Source organism: Azospirillum brasilense (assembly GCF_005222205.1).
GTDB classification, from domain to species: domain Bacteria; phylum Pseudomonadota; class Alphaproteobacteria; order Azospirillales; family Azospirillaceae; genus Azospirillum; species Azospirillum brasilense_G.
In genome coordinates this window covers 493,845-518,212 of record NZ_CP032347.1, presented here as the reverse complement: position 1 = coordinate 518,212, position 24,368 = coordinate 493,845, and the positions used below count along the sequence as shown (strand labels likewise).

Annotated in this window: 11 protein-coding genes; 8 read left to right on the top strand and 3 right to left on the bottom strand. The window is 69.8% G+C overall.

Annotated features, from left to right (window positions below; genetic code table 11):
• Window positions 1–234 precede the first annotated feature (234 nt).
• The 6 genes from D3869_RS24420 (at window position 235) to D3869_RS24395 (ending at window position 19,179) form a co-directional block, all read left to right on the top strand.
• Window positions 235–2,631: a DUF4347 domain-containing protein gene (locus tag D3869_RS24420; protein WP_137142373.1), complete on the top strand. Its 2,397-nt coding sequence runs from the start codon at window positions 235–237 to the stop codon at window positions 2,629–2,631.
• Window positions 2,628–12,779 carry a beta strand repeat-containing protein gene (locus tag D3869_RS24415; RefSeq protein WP_137142372.1) on the top strand — a complete coding sequence of 3,384 codons (10,152 nt, stop codon included), beginning with the start codon at window positions 2,628–2,630 and terminating at the stop codon, window positions 12,777–12,779. Before D3869_RS24420 ends, D3869_RS24415 begins: the two co-directional genes overlap by 4 nt.
• Window positions 12,780–12,848: 69 nt before the next feature.
• On the top strand, window positions 12,849–14,693 hold the full coding sequence (locus D3869_RS24410; protein WP_137142371.1) for a TolC family protein: 1,845 nt from the start codon (window positions 12,849–12,851) through the stop codon (window positions 14,691–14,693).
• A 138-nt stretch (window positions 14,694–14,831) separates the two neighbouring features.
• Window positions 14,832–15,620, top strand: coding sequence for an efflux RND transporter periplasmic adaptor subunit (locus D3869_RS24405; protein ID WP_247895950.1), 789 nt, complete (start codon window positions 14,832–14,834; stop codon window positions 15,618–15,620).
• A complete protein-coding gene (locus D3869_RS24400; RefSeq protein WP_247895949.1) occupies window positions 15,610–16,974 on the top strand; it encodes an efflux RND transporter periplasmic adaptor subunit in 1,365 nt (454 codons plus the stop codon). The genes D3869_RS24405 and D3869_RS24400 overlap by 11 nt, the downstream gene beginning before the upstream one ends.
• 3 nt (window positions 16,975–16,977) lie before the next feature.
• Window positions 16,978–19,179, top strand: a complete 2,202-nt coding sequence (locus tag D3869_RS24395; RefSeq protein WP_137142370.1) for an HlyD family efflux transporter periplasmic adaptor subunit — start codon at window positions 16,978–16,980, stop codon at window positions 19,177–19,179.
• A gap of 69 nt (window positions 19,180–19,248) precedes the next feature.
• Here D3869_RS24395 and D3869_RS24390 read toward each other — a convergent pair whose 3' ends face one another.
• A complete protein-coding gene (locus D3869_RS24390; protein WP_137142369.1) occupies window positions 19,249–19,629 on the bottom strand; it encodes an RT0821/Lpp0805 family surface protein in 381 nt (126 codons plus the stop codon).
• A 483-nt stretch (window positions 19,630–20,112) separates the two neighbouring features.
• Here D3869_RS24390 and D3869_RS24380 point away from each other — a divergent pair, with 483 nt between their 5' ends.
• Window positions 20,113–22,062 (top strand): mechanosensitive ion channel family protein, encoded by a 1,950-nt coding sequence (locus D3869_RS24380; protein WP_175426589.1) that lies wholly within the window; start codon window positions 20,113–20,115, stop codon window positions 22,060–22,062.
• 6 nt (window positions 22,063–22,068) lie between these two features.
• Here D3869_RS24380 and D3869_RS24375 read toward each other — a convergent pair whose 3' ends face one another.
• A complete protein-coding gene (locus tag D3869_RS24375) occupies window positions 22,069–22,521 on the bottom strand; it encodes a hypothetical protein (RefSeq protein ID WP_137142367.1) in 453 nt (150 codons plus the stop codon).
• 136 nt (window positions 22,522–22,657) lie between these two features.
• Between D3869_RS24375 and D3869_RS24370 the strand changes: the two genes are divergently transcribed.
• Entirely contained in the window at window positions 22,658–23,449 is a 792-nt protein-coding gene (locus D3869_RS24370; RefSeq protein WP_137142366.1) for a DUF3750 domain-containing protein, read from the top strand.
• Window positions 23,450–23,452: 3 nt separating this feature from the next.
• Here the strand turns inward: D3869_RS24370 and D3869_RS24365 are convergent, their stop codons facing one another.
• Entirely contained in the window at window positions 23,453–24,316 is an 864-nt protein-coding gene (locus D3869_RS24365) for an LOG family protein (protein WP_137142365.1), read from the bottom strand.
• Between the last annotated feature and the right edge of the window lie 52 nt (window positions 24,317–24,368).

The following is a 24,368-nucleotide window of genomic DNA, read 5'->3' as shown; positions in this document are numbered from 1 at the left end:
TCGTTTCAGCAATGAAATACAAAACGCTTCGCAGAAGCAAATGCATCAAATTATGACACGCCGTCCTCTTTGATGAAGCGAATCGATGCAAATTGGGCACCTCCTTTGTCGCCTGAATAGACCGATGCTCTGTCAAAGACTGTGAAAAGGTGGTACGCTCCCAACGCTATTCACTTTTTGGTGACCGCTTTCGGCTTAGGGTCGGGCGGTGTTGCGTATGGCGGGAGACTGGCGATGACGCGCAAGCGGGGTTCGAACGGCAACGGTGCGACTGGGCGTTCCGGCAGGACGCACAAGCCGTCCTCATCGATGTTCGCGATGGCTCTCGAACCGCGCTTCATGTTCGACGCGGCGGGCGCCATCACGGCCGCCGAGGTCCACCAGCAACCCGATCAGCCCGCGCCGGGCGACAAGGGCGCCGCCAAGGCCGCCGACGCCGACAAGCTGGTCGATTGGGCCATCAAGGAGTCGACCGTCCCGGCCGCAGCGGCGTCCCCGGCCGCCTCCGCTCCGCCGCTCACCGAACCGGCGGCGGTGACGGCGCGGCTCGCCGGGCTCCAGGGACCGGCCCGGTCGGTTGTGTTCGTCGACACCAGCGTGTCCGACTACCAGACGCTGCTCAAGGACATCGCGCCCGACGCCAAGGTCGTCCTGCTCGACCCGCAGCAGGAGGCGCTCGGCCAGATGGCGAAGGCGCTGTCCGGGATGTCCGGTCTGGATTCCGTCCAGGTCGTCAGCCACGGCAACGAAGGCCATCTCTACATCGCCGGCCGCGCCTATTGGGCGGACGGTCTGGCGAACCGCGGGCAGGATCTCCAGGCGATCGGCGCCGCGCTGAAGCCCGGCGGCGACCTTCTTTTCTACGCCTGCAACGTCGGCGCCGGACAGGCGGGGCAGGAGTTCGTTCAGACGGTCCATCGGCTCACCGGGGCCGACGTGGCGGTGTCCAGCGACGAGACCGGCAACGCCACCGGCCAGAATTGGACGCTGGAGGTGCAAAGCGGGGCCATCGAGGCGGCGGTTCCCTTCGCGCGCGCATCCATGGAAACCTTCAGCGGCCGGTTGGGAACCGTCGTCGTCACCTCGGCGACCGGAACGGCGGCGGGATCGTTGAACCACGCGATCGTGAACGCGGCCGCCGGGGACGTGATCGAATTCAGCTCGGCGCTGACGTCCGGCACGGTTTCTCTAAGCGGTGCCACACCGACCAACATCGTAACGGCGTCGACTCAGAGCTTCACGATCAACGGCGACGTGAACGGCGACGGCATCGCCGACATCACGATCTCCGGCGCCAACACCGGCAATGTGCCCGCGACGACGGACTACCGGGGCATCCTCTTCAATGCGTCCGGCAAGACGCTGACGGTCAAGAACGTCATCATGGAGCGCTTTTATTCGGCATCCGCCCTGCAGGGCGCGCTGACGTTGCAGAGCGGGTCGCTCGAAGTGGATGGCGTGACCTTCAGGAACAACCTGAACAACGCCATCGTCACGACCAGCGTGTCCACATCCCTGACGGTCAAGAACTCGGTTTTTCGCGATAACACAGGTGTGGTGAGCGGTACGGCGGGCTTCGCGGTCGTTCGAGCGCAGGTGAACGACACGCTGACGATCGAGAACAGTCTGTTCGCAGACAACAGCTACGTCATGAACATGGGCTCGAATTCGGCTCTCTACCCTGGCTCCATTATTGCGCAAACACACAACACGGCGGCCTATACGGTAAACATACGCAACGTCACCATTGTCAATAACAGCTACATCAACAATGATGCCGGCGCTGTCGGTGTCAAGACGGCAGGCATCGGCACCTATTCCGGTGCATCGGCGACTGTGAACGTTTACAACACGATCATTGCGGGGAACTCCGGCAATCTTGCCGGAACGAGTTTTGCCGATCCGAACGCCATCATTTACAACAGCGCTAACATCACCCTGAACGCAGGCAACAATTACCAGGGCGCCATTACCGGCAACGCGATCTTCGTCGACTCCACCAACGCCACGAAGAGCCTGCGCGACTATCGTCCGGCCTCGACCGCGACGACCTTCATCAACGCCGGCGACAGCAGCAACGCGAACCGCTACGGCGGCAGCTACGACATCCGCGGCATCGACCGCATCCGTGACGGTGCGCTCGACCTCGGCGCCTACGAAGTGCATTGGAACGTGGGCGAACCGTCGGTCGACCTGAACGGGGCGGGTGCCGGCACCGGGGAGTCCGTCAGCACCTCCACCCCAGCGTCCGGCGTGCTGATCGCTCCCAACGCCGTCCTGAGCCAGACGGACAGCGACACCCGCCTGCTCGGCGCCACCATCACCCTGTCCGGCACGTCGGATGGCGCGGCGGAAGTGCTGAGCATGCTGGCGGCCTCCGTGGCGACGGCCAAGACCTACGGCATCAGCGTCACCGGCAACGACTCGTCCACGATCACCCTGCGGGGCGCCGCCAGCGTGGCGGGTTATCAGGCGGTGATCCAACTCATCCAGTACAAGAACACCGCCGGCAGCGCCACGGCGGGCACCCGCACCGCGACGATCACTGTCAACGACGGTGAAACGACCAGCACCGCGCGGACCAGTTCCATCACCCTTGGGGGGGCACCCCCTCCAACGGGGCGCCGGTGAACAGCGTGGTTCCAACGGTGACGGGGACGGCGACGGTTGGCAACGCCTTGAGCGGGGCGACCGGGACCTGGAGCGATCCCGACGGCGACGCTCTGAGCTACAGCTACCAGTGGTATCGGGCCGACGACAGTAACGGCACCAACGCCGCCTCGATCGCCGGAGCGACGAGCGCCAACTACACGCTGACGACGTCCGATGCGCACAAGTACCTGCGCGTGGCGGTGATCGCCAACGACGGCAACTCCAACACGACGACCGCTTACTCCACTTACACGGCGATTGCCAACAGCCTGCCGGTGAACAGTGCGGTGCCCAGCGTGAGCGGCACGGCGACGGTGGGCAACGCGCTGAGCACGACGGACGGCACCTGGAGCGATGCGGACGGCGACAACCGGACCTTCACCTACCAGTGGTACCGGGCCGATGACAGCAACGGCACGAACGCCGCCTCGATCAGCGGCGCGACCAGTTCCAGCTACACGCTGGCGGCCGGTGACCTAAACAAGTATCTGCGCGTTGTGGTGACGGCCAACGACGGCAAGGGCGGCACGCAGACGGCGAGCTCGGCTTATTCGTCGCAGGTCGTGGCGGCGGGCAACGGCGCTCCGGTGAACAGCGCGGTCCCGACGGTGTCGGGGACGGCGACGATTGGCAACGCCTTGAGCGGGGCGACCGGGACCTGGAGCGATCCCGACGGCGACGCTCTGAGCTACAGCTACCAGTGGTACCGGGCCGACGACAGCAACGGCACCAACGCCGCCTCGATCGCCGGGGCGACGAGCGCCAACTACACGCTGACGACGTCCGATGCCCACAAGTACCTGCGCGTGGCGGTGATCGCCAACGACGGCAACTCCAACACGACGACCGCTTACTCCGCTTACACGGCGATCACCAACAGCCTGCCGGTGAACAGCGCGGTGCCGAGCGTGAGCGGCACAGCGACGGTGGGCAACGCGCTGAGCACGACGGACGGCACCTGGAGCGATGCGGACGGCGACAACCGGAGCTTCACCTATCAGTGGTACCGGGCCGATGACAGCAACGGCACGAACGGCGCGTCGATCAGCGGGGCGACGGGCTCCAGCTACACGCTGACCACGTCGGACGCCCACAAGTACCTGCGCGTGGTGGTGACGGCCAACGACGGCAAGGGCGGCACGCAGAGCGCCACCTCGGCCTACACGGCGATCGCCAACAGCCTGCCGGTGAACAGCGCGGTGCCCAGCGTGAGCGGCACGGCGACGGTGGGCAATGCGCTGAGCACGACGGACGGCACCTGGAGTGATGCCGACGGCGACAACCGGACCTTCACCTATCAGTGGTACCGGGCCGATGACACCAACGGGACCAACGCCGCCTCGATCAGCGGCGCGACCAGTTCCAGCTACACGCTGGCGGCCGGTGACCTGAACAAGTATCTGCGCGTTGTGGTGACGGCCAACGACGGGAAGGGCGGCACGCAGACGGCGAGTTCAACCTACTCGTCGCAGGTCGTGGCGGCGGGCAACGGCGCTCCGGTGAACAGCGCGGTTCCGACGGTGTCGGGGACGGCGACGGTTGGCAACGCCTTGAGCGGGGCGACCGGGACCTGGAGCGATCCCGACGGCGACGCGCTGAGCTACAGCTACCAGTGGTACCGGGCGGACGACAGCAACGGCACCAACGCCGCCTCGATCGCCGGAGCGACGAGCGCCAACTACACGATGACGACGTCCGATGCGCACAAGTACCTGCGCGTGGCGGTGATCGCCAACGACGGCAACTCCAACACGACGACCGCTTACTCCACTTACACGGCGATCGCCAACAGCCTGCCGGTGAACAGCGCGGTTCCGACGGTGACGGGGACGGCGACGGTGGGCAACGCGCTGAGCACGACGGACGGCACCTGGAGCGATGCGGACGGCGACAACCGAAACTTCACCTACCAGTGGTACCGGGCCGACGACAGCAACGGCACGAACGGCGCCTCGATCAGCGGGGCAACCGGCTCCAGCTACACGCTGACCGCGTCGGACGCCCACAAGTACCTGCGCGTGGTGGTGACGGCCAACGACGGCAAGGGCGGCACGCAGAGCGCCACCTCGGCCTACACCGCGATCGCCAACAGCCTGCCGGTGAACAGCGCGGTTCCGACGGTGTCGGGGACGGCGACGGTGGGCAACGCACTGTCGACCACCGACGGCACCTGGAGTGATGCCGACGGCGACAACCGGAGCTTCACCTACCAGTGGTACCGGGCCGATGACAGCAACGGCACGAACGGCGCCTCGATCAGCGGGGCGACGGGCTCCAGCTACACGCTGACCGCGTCGGACGCCCACAAGTACCTGCGCGTGGTGGTGACGGCCAACGACGGCAAGGGCGGCACGCAGAGCGCCACCTCGGCCTACACCGCGATCGCCAACAGCCTGCCGGTGAACAGCGCGGTTCCGACGGTGTCGGGGACGGCGACGGTGGGCAACGCACTGTCGACCACCGACGGCACCTGGAGTGATGCCGACGGTGACAACCGGAGCTTCACCTACCAGTGGTACCGGGCCGACGACAGCAACGGCACGAACGGCGCGTCGATCAGCGGGGCGACGGGCTCCAGCTACACGCTGACCACGTCGGACGCCCACAAGTACCTGCGCGTCGTGGTGACGGCCAACGATGGCAAGGGCGGCACGCAGAGCGCCACCTCGGCCTACACGGCGATCGCCAACAGCCTGCCGGTGAACAGCGCGGTGCCCAGCGTGAGCGGCACGGCGACGGTGGGCAACGCGCTGAGCACGACGGACGGCACCTGGAGCGATGCCGACGGTGACAACCGGACCTTCACCTACCAGTGGTACCGGGCCGACGACAGCAACGGCACGAACGGCGCGTCGATCAGCGGGGCGACCGGCTCCAGCTACACGCTGACCACGTCGGACGCCCACAAGTACCTGCGCGTTGTGGTGACGGCCAACGATGGCAAGGGCGGCACGCAGAGCGCCACCTCGGCCTACACCGCGATCGCCAACAGCCTGCCGGTGAACAGTGCGGTGCCGACGGTGTCGGGGACGGCGACGGTGGGCAACGCACTGTCGACCACCGACGGCACCTGGAGTGATGCCGACGGCGACAACCGGAGCTTCACCTACCAGTGGTACCGGGCCGACGACAGCAACGGCACGAACGGCGCCTCGATCAGCGGGGCGACGGGCTCCAGCTACACGCTGACCGCGTCGGACGCCCACAAGTACCTGCGCGTGGTGGTGACGGCCAACGATGGCAAGGGCGGCACGCAGAGCGCCACCTCGGCCTACACCGCGATCGCCAACAGCCTGCCGGTGAACAGCGCGGTTCCGACGGTGTCGGGGACGGCGACGGTGGGCAACGCACTGTCGACCACCGACGGCACCTGGAGTGATGCCGACGGCGACAACCGGAGCTTCACCTACCAGTGGTACCGGGCCGATGACAGCAACGGCACGAACGGCGCCTCGATCAGCGGGGCGACGGGCTCCAGCTACACGCTGACCGCGTCGGACGCCCACAAGTACCTGCGCGTGGTGGTGACGGCCAACGACGGCAAGGGCGGCACGCAGAGCGCCACCTCGGCCTACACGGCGATCGCCAACAGCCTGCCGGTGAACAGCGCGGTGCCCAGCGTGAGCGGCACGGCGACGGTGGGCAACGCGCTGAGCACGACGGACGGCACCTGGAGCGATGCCGACGGTGACAACCGGACCTTCACCTACCAGTGGTACCGGGCCGACGACAGCAACGGCACGAACGGCGCGTCGATCAGCGGGGCGACCGGCTCCAGCTACACGCTGACCACGTCGGACGCCCACAAGTACCTGCGCGTTGTGGTGACGGCCAACGATGGCAAGGGCGGCACGCAGAGCGCCACCTCGGCCTACACCGCGATCGCCAACAGCCTGCCGGTGAACAGTGCGGTGCCGACGGTGTCGGGGACGGCGACGGTGGGCAACGCACTGTCGACCACCGACGGCACCTGGAGTGATGCCGACGGCGACAACCGGAGCTTCACCTACCAGTGGTACCGGGCCGACGACAGCAACGGCACGAACGGCGCCTCGATCAGCGGGGCGACGGGCTCCAGCTACACGCTGACCGCGTCGGACGCCCACAAGTACCTGCGCGTGGTGGTGACGGCCAACGATGGCAAGGGCGGCACGCAGAGCGCCACCTCGGCCTACACCGCGATCGCCAACAGCCTGCCGGTGAACAGCGCGGTGCCCAGCGTGAGCGGCACGGCGACGGTGGGCAACGCGCTGTCGACCACCGACGGCACCTGGAGCGATGCCGACGGTGACAACCGGAGCTTCACCTACCAGTGGTACCGGGCCGACGACAGCAACGGCACGAACGGCGCGTCGATCAGCGGGGCGACCGGCTCCAGCTACACGCTGACCACGTCGGACGCCCACAAGTACCTGCGCGTCGTGGTGACGGCCAACGATGGCAAGGGCGGCACGCAGAGCGCCACCTCGGCCTACACGGCGATCGCCAACAGCCTGCCGGTGAACAGCGCGGTGCCCAGCGTGAGCGGCACGGCGACGGTGGGCAACGCGCTGAGCACGACGGACGGCACCTGGAGCGATGCCGACGGTGACAACCGGACCTTCACCTACCAGTGGTACCGGGCCGACGACAGCAACGGCACGAACGGCGCGTCGATCAGCGGGGCGACCGGCTCCAGCTACACGCTGACCACGTCGGACGCCCACAAGTACCTGCGCGTTGTGGTGACGGCCAACGATGGCAAGGGCGGCACGCAGAGCGCCACCTCGGCCTACACCGCGATCGCCAACAGCCTGCCGGTGAACAGTGCGGTGCCGACGGTGTCGGGGACGGCGACGGTGGGCAACGCACTGTCGACCACCGACGGCACCTGGAGTGATGCCGACGGCGACAACCGGAGCTTCACCTACCAGTGGTACCGGGCCGACGACAGCAACGGCACGAACGGCGCGTCGATCAGCGGGGCGACGGGCTCCAGCTACACGCTGACCACGTCGGACGCCCACAAGTACCTGCGCGTCGTGGTGACGGCCAACGATGGCAAGGGCGGCACGCAGAGCGCCACCTCGGCCTACACGGCGATCGCCAACAGCCTGCCGGTGAACAGCGCGGTGCCCAGCGTGAGCGGCACGGCGACGGTGGGCAACGCGCTGAGCACGACGGACGGCACCTGGAGCGATGCCGACGGTGACAACCGGACCTTCACCTACCAGTGGTACCGGGCCGACGACAGCAACGGCACGAACGGCGCGTCGATCAGCGGGGCGACCGGCTCCAGCTACACGCTGACCACGTCGGACGCCCACAAGTACCTGCGCGTTGTGGTGACGGCCAACGATGGCAAGGGCGGCACGCAGAGCGCCACCTCGGCCTACACCGCGATCGCCAACAGCCTGCCGGTGAACAGTGCGGTGCCGACGGTGTCGGGGACGGCGACGGTGGGCAACGCACTGTCGACCACCGACGGCACCTGGAGTGATGCCGACGGCGACAACCGGAGCTTCACCTACCAGTGGTACCGGGCCGACGACAGCAACGGCACGAACGGCGCCTCGATCAGCGGGGCGACGGGCTCCAGCTACACGCTGACCGCGTCGGACGCCCACAAGTACCTGCGCGTGGTGGTGACGGCCAACGATGGCAAGGGCGGCACGCAGAGCGCCACCTCGGCCTACACCGCGATCGCCAACAGCCTGCCGGTGAACAGCGCGGTGCCCAGCGTGAGCGGCACGGCGACGGTGGGCAACGCGCTGTCGACCACCGACGGCACCTGGAGCGATGCCGACGGTGACAACCGGAGCTTCACCTACCAGTGGTACCGGGCCGACGACAGCAACGGCACGAACGGCGCGTCGATCAGCGGGGCGACCGGCTCCAGCTACACGCTGACCACGTCGGACGCCCACAAGTACCTGCGCGTCGTGGTGACGGCCAACGATGGCAAGGGCGGCACGCAGAGCGCCACCTCGGCCTACACCGCCATCCTCAACAGCGCGCCGGTGCTGAGCACGGACGCGCGCAGCCTGACCGCTATCCAAGAGGACGCCACCGGCCACAATGGCGACACCGTGGCGGCCATTCTGGCGTCCGCCGGCACCGCCACGGATGTGGACGGCAATGCACTGGGCATCGCGATCACCGCGATCGACACCAGCAACGGCGTTTGGCAGTACAAGACCGGGGGCGGGGCCTGGACCACCATCTCCGGGGTTTCGGGCTCGTCGGCCCTGCTGCTCGCCAGCACCGACCGCGTGCGCTTCGTCCCGAACGCCGACTATAACGGATCGGTCGCCAACGGCATCACCTTCAAGGCGTGGGACCAGACCTCCGGCACGGCGGGCACGACGGTCGGCAACGACACCACCGCGAACGGCGGACTGGGGGCCGGTGGCCAGTTCAGCGCCGCCAGCGCGACGGCGGGCCTCGCCGTGACCGCGGTGAACGACGCCCCTGTGCTGACCGACACCATCCTCACCCTGCCCAGCGTCGCCCAGGCCGCGGGCGCGCCGAACGGCGCCGTCGGCGTTGCCGTGTCGTCCCTGGTGACGCTCGGCGGGAACGTGTCCGACGTGGACAGCGGCGCCCTCACGGGCATCGCGCTGGTCAACGTGGACACGTCGGAAGGAGGCACCTGGTTCTACAGCACCGACGGCGGCACCAGCTGGACCGCGGTCGGCACGGTGAACGACAGCGGAAGCGCGCTGCTGCTGCGGACGACCGACCGGCTCTACTACCAGCCGACGGGCGCCAACGCCGGCATCCTCGGCGCCGCGATCACCTTCCGGGCCTGGGACCAGACCAGCGGCGCCGCCGGGACCAAGGTGGCGACCACGGGCGGCGGCGGGATTTCCGCCTTCTCCGCGGCGACGGACACGGCCAGCCTTTCGATCACCCCGGCCGTCCTGGGGAGCACCGTGACGCTTGAGCCCGGTTCGGACACGGGCAACAGCAACACGGACAACATCACCAAGGCGAGCAGCGTCACCTTCAACGGCAGCGGCGCCAACGCTAACGCCAGCACGACGGTCCGGCTCTACGCCAACGGCTCGCTCGTGGCCACGACCACGGCCAACGCGTCGGGCGCCTACAGCTTCGCCAATGTCGACGTGTCCGGCTTCACCGGTGCCGTCGACTTCACCGTCCGTCAGGTCATTGCCGGGATGGAAAGCGCCGACTCCGCCGTCCGGACCGTCACCTTCGACCGCACGGCGCCGACTGTCGCGATCACCACGGTGACCGGCGACAATGTGCTGAACGCCGCGGAAAGCGCGGTGCCCCAGACGGTGTCCGGCACCGCGACCGGGGTCGAGGACGGGCAGACGGTCACGGTGAGGCTGAACGGCAAGACCTACAGCACGACGGTGACCAACAGCGCCTGGAGCCTGACCATCCCTTCCGCCGACCTGCAGGCGCTGACCGACGGAGGCACCTACACCGTCACCGCCGACCTGGCGGACGTGGCGGGCAACGCCGCGGTCCAGGCGACGCGCAGCGTCTCGGTCGACCGCACACCGCCGACCCTCGCCATCGCCACGGTGGCGGGCGACAATGTGCTGAACGCGGCGGACAGCGCCGTCGGGCAGACGGTGGCGGGCGTCACCAACGGTGTCGAGGACGGCCGGACGGTCACGGTGACGTTGAACGGCAAGACCTACACCACGACGGTGACCAACAACCGCTGGAGCCTGACCGTCCCCTCCAGCGACCTGCTGGCGCTGACCGACGGCACCAACTACACCGTCGCCGCCAGCCTCACCGACGCGGCTGGCAATCCCACCCAGGCGACCCGCAGCGTGTCGGTGGACCGCACGCCGCCCTCGGTGGTCAGCGTCACGCCTCCCCCAGCAGGGACCTATCTGCCGGGTGAAACGGTCAGCTTCTTCGTGCAGCTCAGCGAAGCGTCCATCATCAACGGCGGTGCTCCGGTTCTGGAACTGGCGGTCGGAAGCGAGATCCGGAACGCCGTGTACAACGCGGCCGGCAGCACCGGCACGCTGCTGCGGTTCGACTACGTCGTTCCGGTCGGTGACCGTGCGCCGCAGGGCATCGCGGTCCTGGGGCTGGCGCTGAACGGTTCCATCGTGACGGACGCGGCCCAGGGACCCTTGGTGACGGCCCTCAAGGGGGTGGGCGACACCAGCCAGGTGCGTGTCGACACCCCGATCCCGGCGAAGCCGGTCGGGACGGCGTTGAGCGGCCTGTCCGATTCCGGCGTGTCGGCGACGGACCAGCTGACCAACGTGACGCGGCCCACCCTGTCCGGCACCGCGGAAGCGAACGCCACGGTGACCGTGATGGTGGACGGCAAGGCGGTGGGAACCACCGTGGCCGACGAGAACGGCTTCTGGGTCCATCGTCTCCAGACGGCACTGACCGACGGGACGCACAGCATCACGACCACGGCGACCAATCGGTTCGGCATCGTCAGCGATCCGTCGGACGCGCTGGCCGTGGTGGTCGACACCGCGGTGCCGGTGGCGCCCGCGCCGTCGGTGACCAGCGCCACCGTCGCCGGCGCCACGGCGGGCGAGCGGATTTCCGGGATCGCCACGCCGTCCCTCGCCGGGACGACGGAGGCCGGCAGCACGGTGAACGTGCTGGTCGACGGCAAGGCCGTCGGTACGGCGGTCGCCGACGCCAACGGCGCCTGGACGTTCCAGTTCACGGCGGCGCTGGCCGACGGCACGCACAGCGTGCAGGTGCGGGCCACCGACCGGGCGGGCAACGTCAGCAGCCTGTCGGCGGTCACGACCCTGACCATCGACACCACGCCGCCGGCTGCCCCGACGGTGACCCTGAACACCACCGCCGGCAGCACGCCGGTCGTGCAGGGCACCGCCGAGCCGAACAGTCTGGTCAGCGTGGTGATCAACGGGCAGGCGGTCGGCACGGCGCGCGCCAGCGCGACCGGCTCGTGGCAACTGGCCTTGGCCTCCGACCTGAGCGTCGGCAGCTATGTGATCTCGGCCAAGGCGAGCGATGCCGTGGGCAACACCGGCAACGCCGGCACCACCACCTACTCGGTGGCTCCGCCACCGCCGCCGCCGGTCGTTGTGGTTGCGGCCTCCACCGGGAACACGACGACGGCGGCGTCCTCGTCCAACTCCGTGGTGGCGACCGCCGGGACGGGGACAACACAGACCACCGGACCGACGCTGGGGACCGCACCGACCCTGCCCGGCCTGCAGACGAGCAGCGACGCGGGTCGCGTCATCACCAGTTCGTCGATCGGCAGCGGGAGCGGTTCCGGCAACGGGAACAGCAGCACGGACGCCGGGCGTTCGATCACCATCGGCAACATCGGCAACTCGACGAGCAGCGATGCCGGGCGCTCGATCACCATCTCCGCGATGGGCGGGGCGCCCTCCGGCGGCGGCACGGCGAGTTCGTCCAACGCTGTTCTGGGCGGCGGCACCGGCGGGTCGAGCAATTCCGGGTTGAGCGGCGTCGTCAGCGGCGGCGGTGGCCTGGGCAGCGGCGGACTTGGCGGTGGCGGACTTGGCGGTGGCGGGCTTGGCAGCGGTGGACTCGGCGGCGGTTCGGGCCTTGGCGGTTCAGGCCTGGGCGGGACCGCGTCGGGCGGAATCGGGGCCGGTGCCGGATCCGGTGGAGCACCGGCGGGCGGCGGTCCGGGGGCTGGCCTCGGCGTCGGCGGGTCGCCGACGGGCGGACCGGCAGCCGGCGGTCCGGCGACGGGCACCGCAACGGGCAATGGCGGCACGCCGGGCGGCAGCGCGGCTCCCGGCGGCCCCGGCGCTGCAACCGGCGGGTTCGGCGGCGCACCGGGCAACCGGCCCGGCGGACAAACGGGCCCCGGCTCCACGATCGAAAGCGCGCCGGCCAACCGGCCGGCCGGCCCGGGTGGACCGCAAGGACGGCCGCAGGGGCAGGGACAGCCGCCGGCCGGGGACGCGCCGCCGGCGGGTGGCGACCCGGGCACCGCTCCGGCAGCGCCGGACGGTTCGGGGCAGGCCCCCGGCCCGCGCGCCGACCTCGACGGGACGTTGCCGGTCCGTCCGGCCTTTTCCCGTCAGGTTGCCCAGATCCATGGCGCCGCCGACGCCCAAGCCGAGGCTTTGCTGGCGGCCCTCACCGCGCATGTTCCTCCGGGAAGCCGGGCGGCCTAGCGCCGCCCGCGCCTTCCACCGCCGTCCTCCCCGCTTAAGCTTTTCTTTCCAAATGGATTGCCGACGAGAATGACCCGGTTCGCTTCCTCCCTCCGGCCGCGGGGCCGCAAGACCCGCGCGGCCTTCGCCCTGGCCGCTGCCGCGCTGCTCGCCAGCGGATGTTCCGTCAGCCCGAAGCCCCTGACCGATGACGAGAATGTGTCCCGCCTGCGCGAGGACATGTCGGTCATCATGGCGCCGCAGGAGCCCATCACCGGACCGGTGTCGATGCACGAGGCGATGGCGCGGGCCATCAAGTACAACCTCGACGAACGCGTGAAGCTGATGGAGATGGCGGTCGCCAACCAGCAGCTCGACCTGTCGCGGTTCGACATGCTGCCGCGCCTCGTGGCGGGGGCCGGCTACACCGGGCGCAACAACGAATCCGGGTCGGAAAGCCTCAACCTCGCCACCGGCCGCCGCACCGGCGAGAGCACCACCGCCACGGACCGGCACCGCCGGACCGCCGACCTGGGCTTCACCTGGAACATTCTCGATTTCGGCGTCAGCTACCTGCGCGCCCGCCAGAACTCCAACCTCGTCCTGATCGCCGACGAGCGCCGCCGCCGCGTCGTCCAGGGCATCCTGCAGGACGTGCGCACCTCCTATTGGCGCGCGGTCGCGGCGGAGCGGCTGCTGAAGCGGATCGAGCCGCTGGAAAAGCGCATCGAGGCGGCGCGCAAGAACGCGAACGCCCTGGAGGCCCAGCGCGTCCAGGCTCCGCTGCAGACCCTGTCCTACCAGCGCGCGCTGGTCGACACGCTGCGCCAGCTTCAGACGCTGCGGCGCGAACTGGTCGCCGCCAAGTCGCAGCTCGGCGCGTTGATGGGGCTTCCGCCGGGTGAGAACTTCTCCATCCAGATGCCGCCGGACGTCACCGGCAAGGATGTGCCGGCGATCACGGCGTCGGTCGATTCCCTGGAAACCTACGCGCTCCTCAACCGTCCGGAGCTGCTGGAGGAGTCCTACAACGCCCGCATCACCGCCGACGAGACGCGCCGTGCCCTGCTCAAGCTGCTGCCGGGCATCGACCTGAACGCCGGCCTGCATTACGACAGCAACAGTTTCCTGCTGAACCAGCGCTGGGCCGATTACGGGGCGCGGGTGTCCTGGAACATCCTGTCCCTGGCCTCGGCTCCGGACACCCACGCCTTCTCCAAGGCGCAGGAGGAGCTGGTTGCCTTCCGCCGTCAGGCCCTCAGCGTGGCGGTGCTGAGCCAGGTCCGCGTGGCGATGGTGCAGTTCCGCGAGCTGTCGCAGGAGTTCTCGCTCAACGCCGATCAGGCGTCGATCGACCGCCGCATCCGGCAGCAGTACGTCAACAGCAGCACGGTCGGCCAGCAGGGCGACATGAGCGTAATCCAGGCCGATGTGTCGGAACTCGTCTCCGATCTGCGGCGCGATCTCGTCTACGCCGATCTGCAGAACGCCTACGCCCGCGTCATGGTGTCGGCGGGTGTCGATCCGATGCCGGAGGCCGTTCCGTCCCAGGATCTGACGACGCTGCGTCAGGCGGTGTCCGACGGGTTGGGCGCCTGGCAGCAGAAGGCCGGCGGTACGGCACGGCTCCAGGATCTGCTGGTTCCCGCCACGACCTCCGAGAAGGCCCCGGTGGAGAAGGCTCCGGTCGAAAAGGCGGCCGAGCCGGCCGAACCGAAGGCTGTTCCGGTCGCCGCGCGCGGCGCGGATCCGGCCGAGCGCAAGGCCGCAGCACCGGAGCGTGTGACGGTGGCCGAACTGCCGCCGCAACCGGCCGCCTCCATGACCGCCCCGATGACGGTGTCCTACGGCCCGTCCACACGGTCGGAACCGGCGAAGGTCTACTCGGTGCCGCTGAGCGCTCTGACCCCGCTGGGGCGTGCCTCCGCCCGCTGATGCCGATGGGGCGGCGCTCCGGTGCCGCCCCCTTCGGCTGTGCCGGTGCGCCGGTGCTGAAACAAATAAGCGTACAGGACCGCTTGCGAATCCTGGATCGTTGCGCTTCCGGAGCAAAGGGTGCAGAAAATCTCTGCCATGATGTGCCGCTTTCGCCCCTCACGCTTCCTCGCCGCGCTGTCTGTCGCGCTGCTCCCTTTGCCGCTCGCCGCCGCCGACCCGGCGCCGGTGCCCGAAGGCGGGGTCCGCGCGCTGATCGAGGCGCGGCAGCACGCCGTCCTGTCCAGCGAGATCGCCGGGCGGATCGGGCGGATCACCGTGGAGGCGGGCCAGTCCTTCAAGGCGGGGCAGACGCTCATCGCCTTCGACTGCAGCCATTATCAGGCGGCGGTCGATGCGGCCCGCGCCAACCTGCGCGCCGCCGACGTCACGGTGCGGCAGAGCCGCCGGCTGGAGCAGCTCAAGTCCATCGGCGGGGCCGAGGTCGAGATGGCCGAGGTCAAGGCCGAGGCCGCGCGCGCCGATCTGCGCAAGGCGGAGATCGAGGTCCGCCGCTGCGACGTCAAGGCGCCCTTCGACGGCAAGGTGGTGGAGCAGCGGATCCGCGAGCATGAGTCGGTCCCCGCCGGCACGGCCCTGCTCGAAGTGCTGTCCGACCGCGATCTGCGGGTGGAGCTGATCGTCCCGTCCTCCTGGCTGGTCTGGCTGAAGCCCGGCCAGCGGTTCGAATTGCGGGTCGACGAGACGGGCGAGCTTCTCGACGGCGAGGTCGCCCTGGTCGGTGCCCGCGTCGACCCGGTCAGCCAATCGTTGAAGGTCACGGGCAAGCTGCTGGCCGACAAGCAGGGCAACGCCCCGAATCTGGTCGCCGGCATGAGCGGAACCGCGCGCTTCAACCCGCCGGAGGAGGCCAAAGGTGCCCGATGACGTCACATCCGTCCGGATGGAGGCGGCCAACCCGCTGAACAGCCTCCTGCTCCTCCTGAACCTGCAGCAGGAGGCCCGGCAGGCTCAGACTCCGGAGGCGCTCCGCTTCCTCATCGTGAACCAGACCCGGCGGATGATCGCCTATCAGCAGGCGGTCTTCCTGACCGTCGCGCCGTCAGGCAAGACGCGGCTGGAAGCCGTGTCGAACGTCGCCGTTCCGGAACGCGACGCTCCCTTCACCCGCTGGCTGGAGGCCGCCGCCTCGGCCATCGCCGCGGGGGCGGAGGGCCGCAATTTGCACGGCATCGCCGCCACGGAGGTTCCGCCCGCCCTGGCCCGCGACTGGGGCCAGTGGGGACCGGCGCAGGCGCTGTGGGTGCCCCTGCCGGGGCCGGACGGCACCTTGACGGCGGTGTTGTGGCTGGCCCGCGACGATGCGTGGACGGACGGGGAGAAGGTGCTGCTCGGGCAGCTTTCCGGCGGCTATGGGCACGCCTGGTGGGCGCTGACCCGGGCTGGGCGCCGCTCCGGCGTGCGGGCGCGCAAGGGAATTTGGGCGCTGGCGGCGGTGGCGGTCCTGGGAGCGGTCCTGGCCATCCCGGTGCCGCAATCGACGCTGGCCCCGGCGGAGGTGGCGCCGCGCGACCCGCTGATCGTCAGCGCGCCGCTGGAGGGCGTCATCGAACGCTTCCACGTCCAGCCGAACGAACCGGTGGCCACCGGCCAACCGCTGTTCACGTTCGAAGCAACGGTTCTGAAAAGCCGCCTGGAGGTCGCGCGCAAGGCGCTGGCTTCGGCCGAGGCGGAACTGCTGACCGCCTCGCAAGGGGCCTTCACCGACCCGCAGAGCAAGGCGCGCATCGCCCAGTTGAAGACCCAGGTGGAGCTGCGCCGGGCGGAGATGGACTTTGCCCGCGACCTGATGGACCGCGTCACCGTGAAGGCGGAGCGGACGGGCATCGCCGTCTTCACCGACGCCAACGACTGGCTGGGCAAGCCGGTGGCGGTCGGCGAGCGCATCCTGACGCTGGCCGATCCGCAGGCCGCCGAGGTCGACGTGCATGTGTCGGTCAACGACGCCATCGTGCTCCAGGAGGGGGCGGCGGTCAGCCTCTACCTGAACGTCGACCCGCTGCGCCCTCTGCGAGCGACCGTCGCCCACGCCAGCTACGAACCGGGGCTGACGCCGGGGGGTGTCCTGGCCTACCGCGTCCGCGCCGATCTGGCGCCGGACCAGCCGACCCCGCGCATCGGGCTGCGCGGCACCGCCAAGATCCAGGGCGAGCGGGTGCCGCTGGCCTTCTACCTGTTCCGCCGTCCGCTGGCGGCGCTGCGCCAGACCGTGGGGCTCTGAGCCATGGGCGCCGCCGCCATCGGCATGACGACGGGGCCGGCGGCGGTCACGCCGGTCGATCCGCTGGACAGCGTGCGGCTGCCGCCGCTGCGCGAGGAGCTGCAGTTGCTGCCGGCTCCGCCGGCGGTGGACGGGTCGCCCTGCTGGACGATCCACGATCCGGTGCGCAACCGCTACTTCCGCATCGGCCACGGCGCCTTCGAAGTCATCGCCCGCTGGCATCACGGATCGCCCCGCGCCATCGCCGCCGCGGTGGCCGCCGAGACGGTCCTGCAGCCGGAGGCGGAGGACGTGGTCGGCCTCTACAAATTCCTGGCCGGCAGCAACCTGACCCAGGGCGCCGACGTCGATTTCCTGGCGAAGCAGACGGCGGCGCGGCGCACCTCCTGGTGGATGTGGCTGCTGCACAACTACCTGTTCTTCCGCATTCCGCTGGTCCGCCCCGACGCCTTCCTGGACGCCACGGTGCGCTACGTCGCGCCCTTCTACAGCCGCGCCTGGTTGTGGACGGTGATCGGCGCGGGGATCCTGGGCCTGATCCTGGCAATGCGCCAGTGGGACAGCTTCGCCCACACCTTCCTGCACTTCTTCACGCTGGAGGGCATGGCGCTCTACGGCCTGACGCTGCTGGTGACGAAGACGCTGCACGAGCTGGGGCACGCCTACACGGCGAAACGCTTCGGCTGCCGGGTGCCGACCATGGGGGCGGCCTTCCTGGTGATGTGGCCGGTGCTCTACACCGACACCAGCGACGCGTGGCGGCTGGTCTCCCGCCGCGCCCGGCTGCACATTGCGGCGGCGGGCATGCTGACCGAACTGGCGCTGGCCGCCTTCGCCACGCTGGCCTGGAGTTTCCTGCCCGACGGGCCGCTGCGCAGCGCCGCCTTCTTCGTGGCGACCGTGAGCTGGGTGACGACTCTGACGATCAACCTCAGCCCCTTCATGCGCTTCGACGGCTATTACCTGCTGGCCGACGCGCTGGATGTGCCCAACCTGCAGGACCGCGCCTTCGCGCTGGCCCGCTGGCGGCTGAGGGAATGGCTGTTCGGCCTGGGCGACGAGGTGCCGGAGCGGTTCGATCCGTGGATGCACCGGGTGTTGCTGGCCTACGCCTTCGCCACCTGGGTCTACCGGCTGGTGCTGTTCATCGGCATCGCCGTGCTGGTCTATCACGTCTTCATCAAGGTGCTGGGCATCGTGCTGTTCGCGGTGGAAGTCGGCTGGTTCATCCTGCGCCCCCTGGTCAACGAGGCGAAGGAATGGTGGGAGCGGCGGGGCAGCCTGCGGCCCAACCGGAACCTCCTGATGACTCTGGGCGGTCTGGCCGCGCTGGTCTGGCTGGCCTTCGTGCCGGTCACCGGAACCATCGCCGTGCCGTCGGTGTGGCGGGCGGAAGGCTTCTCGACCCTGTTCGCCCCGGTGCCGTCCCGCATCGCGGAGGTGCTGGTCCAGCCCGGCCAGCGGGTGGCGGCAGGCGACCTGCTGTTCCGACTGGAGGCGCCGGAGCTGACGAACCGGTTGCAGCAGTCGGAACTGCGCATCGCGCTGGCCCAGGATCGCATTGACCGCATGCTGGCCGCCCGCGACGGTTTGGACCGGGTGCGCGTGATGGAGGAGGATCTGGCCGCCGGCTTGGCCGACCGGCAGGGCCTGCTGGACGGTCTGGCGCGGCTGGAGATCCGCGCGCCCATCGCCGGCAAGGTGGTGGATATCGCCGACGCGCTGCGCCCCGGGCGCTGGGTGGGGCCGTCGCTGGCGCTGGGCCAGATCATCGCCGACGGCGGCGGTGAACTGGTCGGCTATGTCGCCGAGAACGACCTCACCCGCGTCGCGGTGGGGGCAGGGGCGGTGTTCCATGCCGACGATCCGTTGCGCCCGCGCGTGGAGGCGCGGGTGACGGCGGTGGACCGGGTGAGCGTGAAGGGGCTGGACGTTCCCGCCCTGGCCTCGATCCACGGCGGTCCGATCGCCGTCGAAAGCCAGACCGGCCCGTCGATGGGGCGGACGAACGCCGAGGCCGCACGGTCCAATCTGAAGCCGGTGGAAGCGGTCTACCGGGTGACCCTGGCGCCGCTGGACCGGACGCAGGCGGCACCCGCGCACCAGACGCGCGGCGTGGCCCGCGTGGACGGCGAGGCGCGCAGCCTGGCCGACCGCTTCTGGCGCACCGCGCTGGCCGTTCTGATCCGCGAAACCGGGTTCTGACGCGGAAGGATATCCGCGAGGGTGTGATCATCCCCGGCGCCCGTCAGGGCGCATTCGCCCCTGCGCCCGTCAGGGCGCGATGGCCCATTGCCCGTTGGCCATCTTGCAGAAGGTCAGCCTGTAGGGTTGGACGGTGCGCCGGATGAAATTCGCCTGGACATCACCGCAGGGCGCCCCGTCGCGCTCGTGCACCCTCTGCACGACGACATCCCCGCGCACCCCGGTCTTCGGGTTGTTCCATTCGGTGCGCCGTCCCGCCTCCATGGGGGTCAGCGCGTCGCCAAGCGCCTTGCGGAACAGGTCCCAATCCTCGTCCGTCAGATCCACCCCGCCGCGCCCGCCGAGAAACAGACCGAACTGCGCCTGCGCCGGGGTGACGACGGCCAGCGTCGCGACCAGCGCGGCGGCGTGGACTCCGAAGGCAAAGGACGGGATGGATAACAGGCGCATGCGGCGGCTCCTTAGACCGTTGGTGAATCCGGGCATTTTAGGAACGATTGATGATCCCCGCATGTGACGGCAGGTCACGAACCTGGGTGTTACGGTAACATACGCTTCACCCGTCGGCGGTCGGCGGCCTCCGGCCGTTCCCATGCTCCGGATGCTCCGGATGCTCCGGATGCTCCGGATGCTCCGGATGCTCCGGATGCTCCGGGATGGTCCAAAGTCAGGATCGCGGCGCGCGTTGCGCCGCAGGGCCGTCCGATGGGCAACGGTAACGTACTGGCTTCCTGATCGATGGGCAGACGAGCGTTTCCTATTGTCGGTCCAGGTCGGTGCGGACTTTTCCGCCCGATGCGCACCGCTCCGTCGCTCTCCGGCAGGACGGCCGCTATGAAAGAAGATTCGGGGACGCGCCGCACCTTGGCCCGGTGGCCGGTCCTTGCCTTGCTTGCCGCCCTGCTGTTTGCGGCCTCGCCGTCCGGATGGGCCGTGGCGCAGACGCCCGATGCCCACGCGCCGGTGGCCGGGGAACCGGCGACGGCGCTGGAGGTGTATGCCGCGCGCCTGGAGGCGGTCGCCGCCACCTACCCACAGCTTCCCACCATCCTGTCGGACGCCTTCGCCCGCCCCAACGGGCGCGAGGCGGCGGTGCACCCGCTGCGCCTGCTGCGCGGCCTGCTGATCCTCTTCGCGGCGGGGACGGCGGCGTTGTTGCTGACGAGCCGGGCCCTGGCCGGGCCGCTCCGCAAGCTGGAGTCGGACAGCGGGGCGCCGCTGCTGACCGGCGCGCTGCGCTTCGTGCTGGGGCTGGTTCCGGTGGGCGCCTTCGCGCTCGGTGTGCTGACCGCCTACGCGATCCTGCGGCCGCCGCATCCCGCGGCCCCGGCGGTCCTGCTCGCGGTGCTCCAGGCGGCGCTGACCGTGCTGCTGACCGACCGGCTGATCCGCTTCCTCTGCGCGCCGAGGCGCCCCGGTCTGCGCCTGATCCCGCTGGAGGACGCCGACGCGCGCGCCCTTCACCGCACGGGCGTGGTCACGGTGACGCTGGCCGCGACGGTGCTCGGGCTGATCGATCTTCTGCTGGCGCTGGGAGTCGGCGGGAACGCCATCGTCGCCATCGGCCTGCCGCTGAGCACCGTGCCCTTCCTGTATCTGCTTTACCGCGTGTGGCGAGGGCGTGCCCCGGTGGCGCGGGCCATCGCCCGTCCATTGGGCGTCGAGGTGAGGGACCACCCCACGCTCGGCCTGTGGGCGGTGGCGGCCTCGGTCTATCTCGTCGCCTTGTGGCTGGTCGTCGCGGCGGCGGCGGTGCGGCTGGAACCGGCGACGGGGCCGCGGATGCTCGCCAGCCTGCTGGTGGCGCTGGCCGTGCCGGCCATCGCCCTGATGGCCCAGCGCCCGCTCGCCCGTTTCTACCGGGGGGAGGAGACGGAAACGGGGAAGGCCGCGGTGGCGCGGGTGATGCGGGCGCTGTGGTCGGCCCTGTTCGTCGTCGGAGTCTTCGCCACGGCGGCCATCTGGGGGTTCCGGGTGGAGAAGGCCAGCGGGGCGACCGGCATCGCCCTGCGGCTGCTGTTCAACGTGACGGTGGTGCTTTTGCTGGGCTACGTCGCCTGGACGATGGTGGTGCGGGCGATCGACCGGACGCTGGAGGAGGCCCGGCACGACGGGGTGTCGTCGCGCGGCCAGCGGTTGGCCACACTGCTGCCGCTGCTGCGGAAGTTCCTTCAGGTCGTCCTGGTCGTCATCGTGGTCATGATCGCCCTGTCCTCGCTGGGCATCGAGATCGGGCCGCTGCTGGCCGGGGCGGGGGTGGTCGGCATCGCCATCGGGTTGGGAGCCCAATCGACCATCGCCGACATCCTGGCCGGCGTCTTCTTCCTGCTGGAGGACGCCTTCCACATGGGCGACTATGTGGAGGTCGGCAACCTGCGCGGCACGGTGGAGGGCATCTCCCTGCGCTCGCTGAAGCTGCGCCACCACCGCGGCGCGGTGCACACGCTGCCCTTCGGCCAGATCAAGGCGCTGACCAACTACAGCCGCGACTGGGCGCTGATGCGTCTGGAGTTCCGCGTGCCGCCGGAAACCGACATGGGGCTGGTCAAGAGGCTGGTGAAGGAGGTCGGCAAGGAGCTGTCCGCCGACCCGGAGATGGGATCGAGCTTCATCGAGCCGCTGAAGTCCCAGGGCGTGCGGCGGCTGGAGGACGACGCGGCGATCATCGGCGTCAAGTTCATCACCAAGCCCAACGAGCAGTTCGTCATCCGGCGCGAGGCGTACCATCGCCTGATCCGCGCCTTCCAGGCCCACGGCATCCATCTGGTCGGGCGCGGCGTGGTGGTGCGGGTGGACGATCCGGACGCCACGAACCGGATCATCGGCTTCGCCGCCGCCCAGGCGCTGAACGGAACCCGCAAGGAGAGCGGCGCGGCGGAGTGAGGCCGGTCAGGCCGCCGGGCCGGGCTCCGTCTTGACGGACAGCCAGGCCGCGATGACGAAGGCGGGCAGGCGGCCGAGCGCCGCGTCATCGCGCCCGCTCTCCTCCTGCCACGCCCGGTGGCGGTCCAGCGCCGTCCGCAGGGCGGCGGCGCGCTCCGCCACGGGAACGGCGGACAGCGCGGTGTCCAGGCTGGTCAGGTAGGGCGGGAACTCCGCGTTGGGGCCGGCGAGCCCGCGCTCCGTCCCCTCGGGGTCGAACCACGCCTCCGCGGCGGCGGTGTCGGCGCTGGGCGGGACGACCATGCCGCCGACATAGCCGGTGGGCTGCACCACCTTCCATCCCTTGCGGCTCGGCCCCGTGGTCCAGCCGAGCGCGCGGGCGACCTCCATCGTCGCGGCGCGGGTCGGCGCCTGCCGGGTGATGCGGTCCAGAAGATCGGTCAGGTCGGCGGCGGGCATCGGTGCGCTCCTTGGATAACCAGCCGGCCATGAACCAACCGGATGATCCTCAACGTACAACATCGGTGGCAGGCGGGGCGATGACAGCCTATCTGGGAAACGGCCCATCAGGCGAGAGGGAGCGGTGCGGAAAAGAATGGCGGCCACCATCCTGGTGATTTTGATGACGCTGGTCCTGCTGCTGGCCGGTCCGGCCTTCGTGATCGCGTCGGGAACGGCGACGCTCGGCGTGGACTGGAGCCGGGCGGACCGCGCGTCCGTCGGCCTCGCCCCCGATCCCGCCGCGACGCCGGAGGCGGTTGTGCAGGTCTACGCCGCCCGCGCCCTGTCCTGGCGCGGCGCCTTCGGCACGCACCCGTGGTTCGCGGTGAAGCCGGCGGGGGCGTCGGCCTACACCGTCTACGAGGTGATCGGCTGGCGGGTCTACCGCGGCCTGCCGGCGGTGGCGGTCAGCAACCGCGACCCGGACGGGCGCTGGTTCGGCTCCGCCCCCGCTGTGTTGGCCGAGTTGCGCGGACCCGCCGCCGAGGCGGCCATCCCCAAGATCGCCGGGGCCGCCCGGAGCTACCCCTACGCCGGGGAATACCGCATCTGGCCCGGCCCCAACAGCAACACCTTCGCCGCCTGGGTGGGGCGGGCGGTCCCGGAACTGCGTCTCGACCTGCCCTCCACGGCGCTGGGCAAGGACTATCTGGGCACCGGCCTGATCGCGCGGGCGCCCAGCGGCACCGGCTGGCAGGTCAGCCTGTTCGGCCTCGCCGGCCTGCTCCTGGCCAGGGAGGAAGGGTTCGAGGTGAACCTGTTGGGCATGACCTTCGGCGTCGATCCCTTCGACCTCGCGGTCAAGATTCCGGGGGTCGGGCGGCTGGCGCTGAGCGCTCCCGCACCGACGGCCCCGGCCTCCGCCGACGCTCCGCCGCCGGGCTGAGCCTCAGGTTTCCTCGTCGGCGGCGGACAGGCCGGTGCCGGCGGGGCCGAGCGGCGGGTTGCCGCGCTTGAGGCCGAGCCGGGTCATGCAGTCCCACGCCTCCTCCGCCGTGTCGGCGATGTCGAACAGCTCCAGGTCGCCGGTGCTGATCATGCCGTGGTCGGCCAGCGCGCGGAAGTTCACCACCTCGTTCCAGTAGTCGCGCCCGACGAAGACGATGGGCAGGCGCGACGCCTTGTTGGTGTTGCGCAGGTTCAGGATCTCGAAGGCCTCGTCGAAGGTGCCGAAGCCGCCGGGGAAGATCGCCAGCCCGTTGGCGCGCATCGCCAGATGCATTTTCCGGATGGCGAAATAGTGGAAACGGAAGGTCAGCTCCGGCGTGCTGTAGGGGTTGGGGTGCGGTTCCTGCGGCAGGCTGATGTTGAAGCCGATGCTCGGCGCCCCGGCCTCCTGCGCGCCGCGGTTGGCCGCCTCCATCAGGCCGGGGCCGCCGCCGGTGGCGATCACATTGTCGCGCTGCCCGTCCTCGGTGGGCGCCAGGGCACCGCCGCGCTCCGACACGATGCGGCCGAAGGTGCGCGCCTCCTCGTACCAGGCCGCCTGCTTGGCCCGCCGCTCGGCCTGCTGCCGCTCCTCGGGCGTCCGGGCGTCGCGGAGAAGCTGTTCCGCCCGTTCGGGCGAGGGCACCCGCGCGCTGCCGTAGACCACGATGGTGGAGCGGATGCCCCAGGCCTTCAGCTCCGCTTCCGGCTTGGCGTATTCGAGCATGAAGCGCACGCCGCGCATCGATTCGCTCAAAAGAAAATCGCGGTCCTCGAAGGCGATGCGGTAAGCGGCGGATTCGTGGTTCGGCCTGCTGTCCTTCATGCTGTGCTCCGAGTGGGGACGGGGAACGGCTTCTGGTCATGTGGGGTCCCGG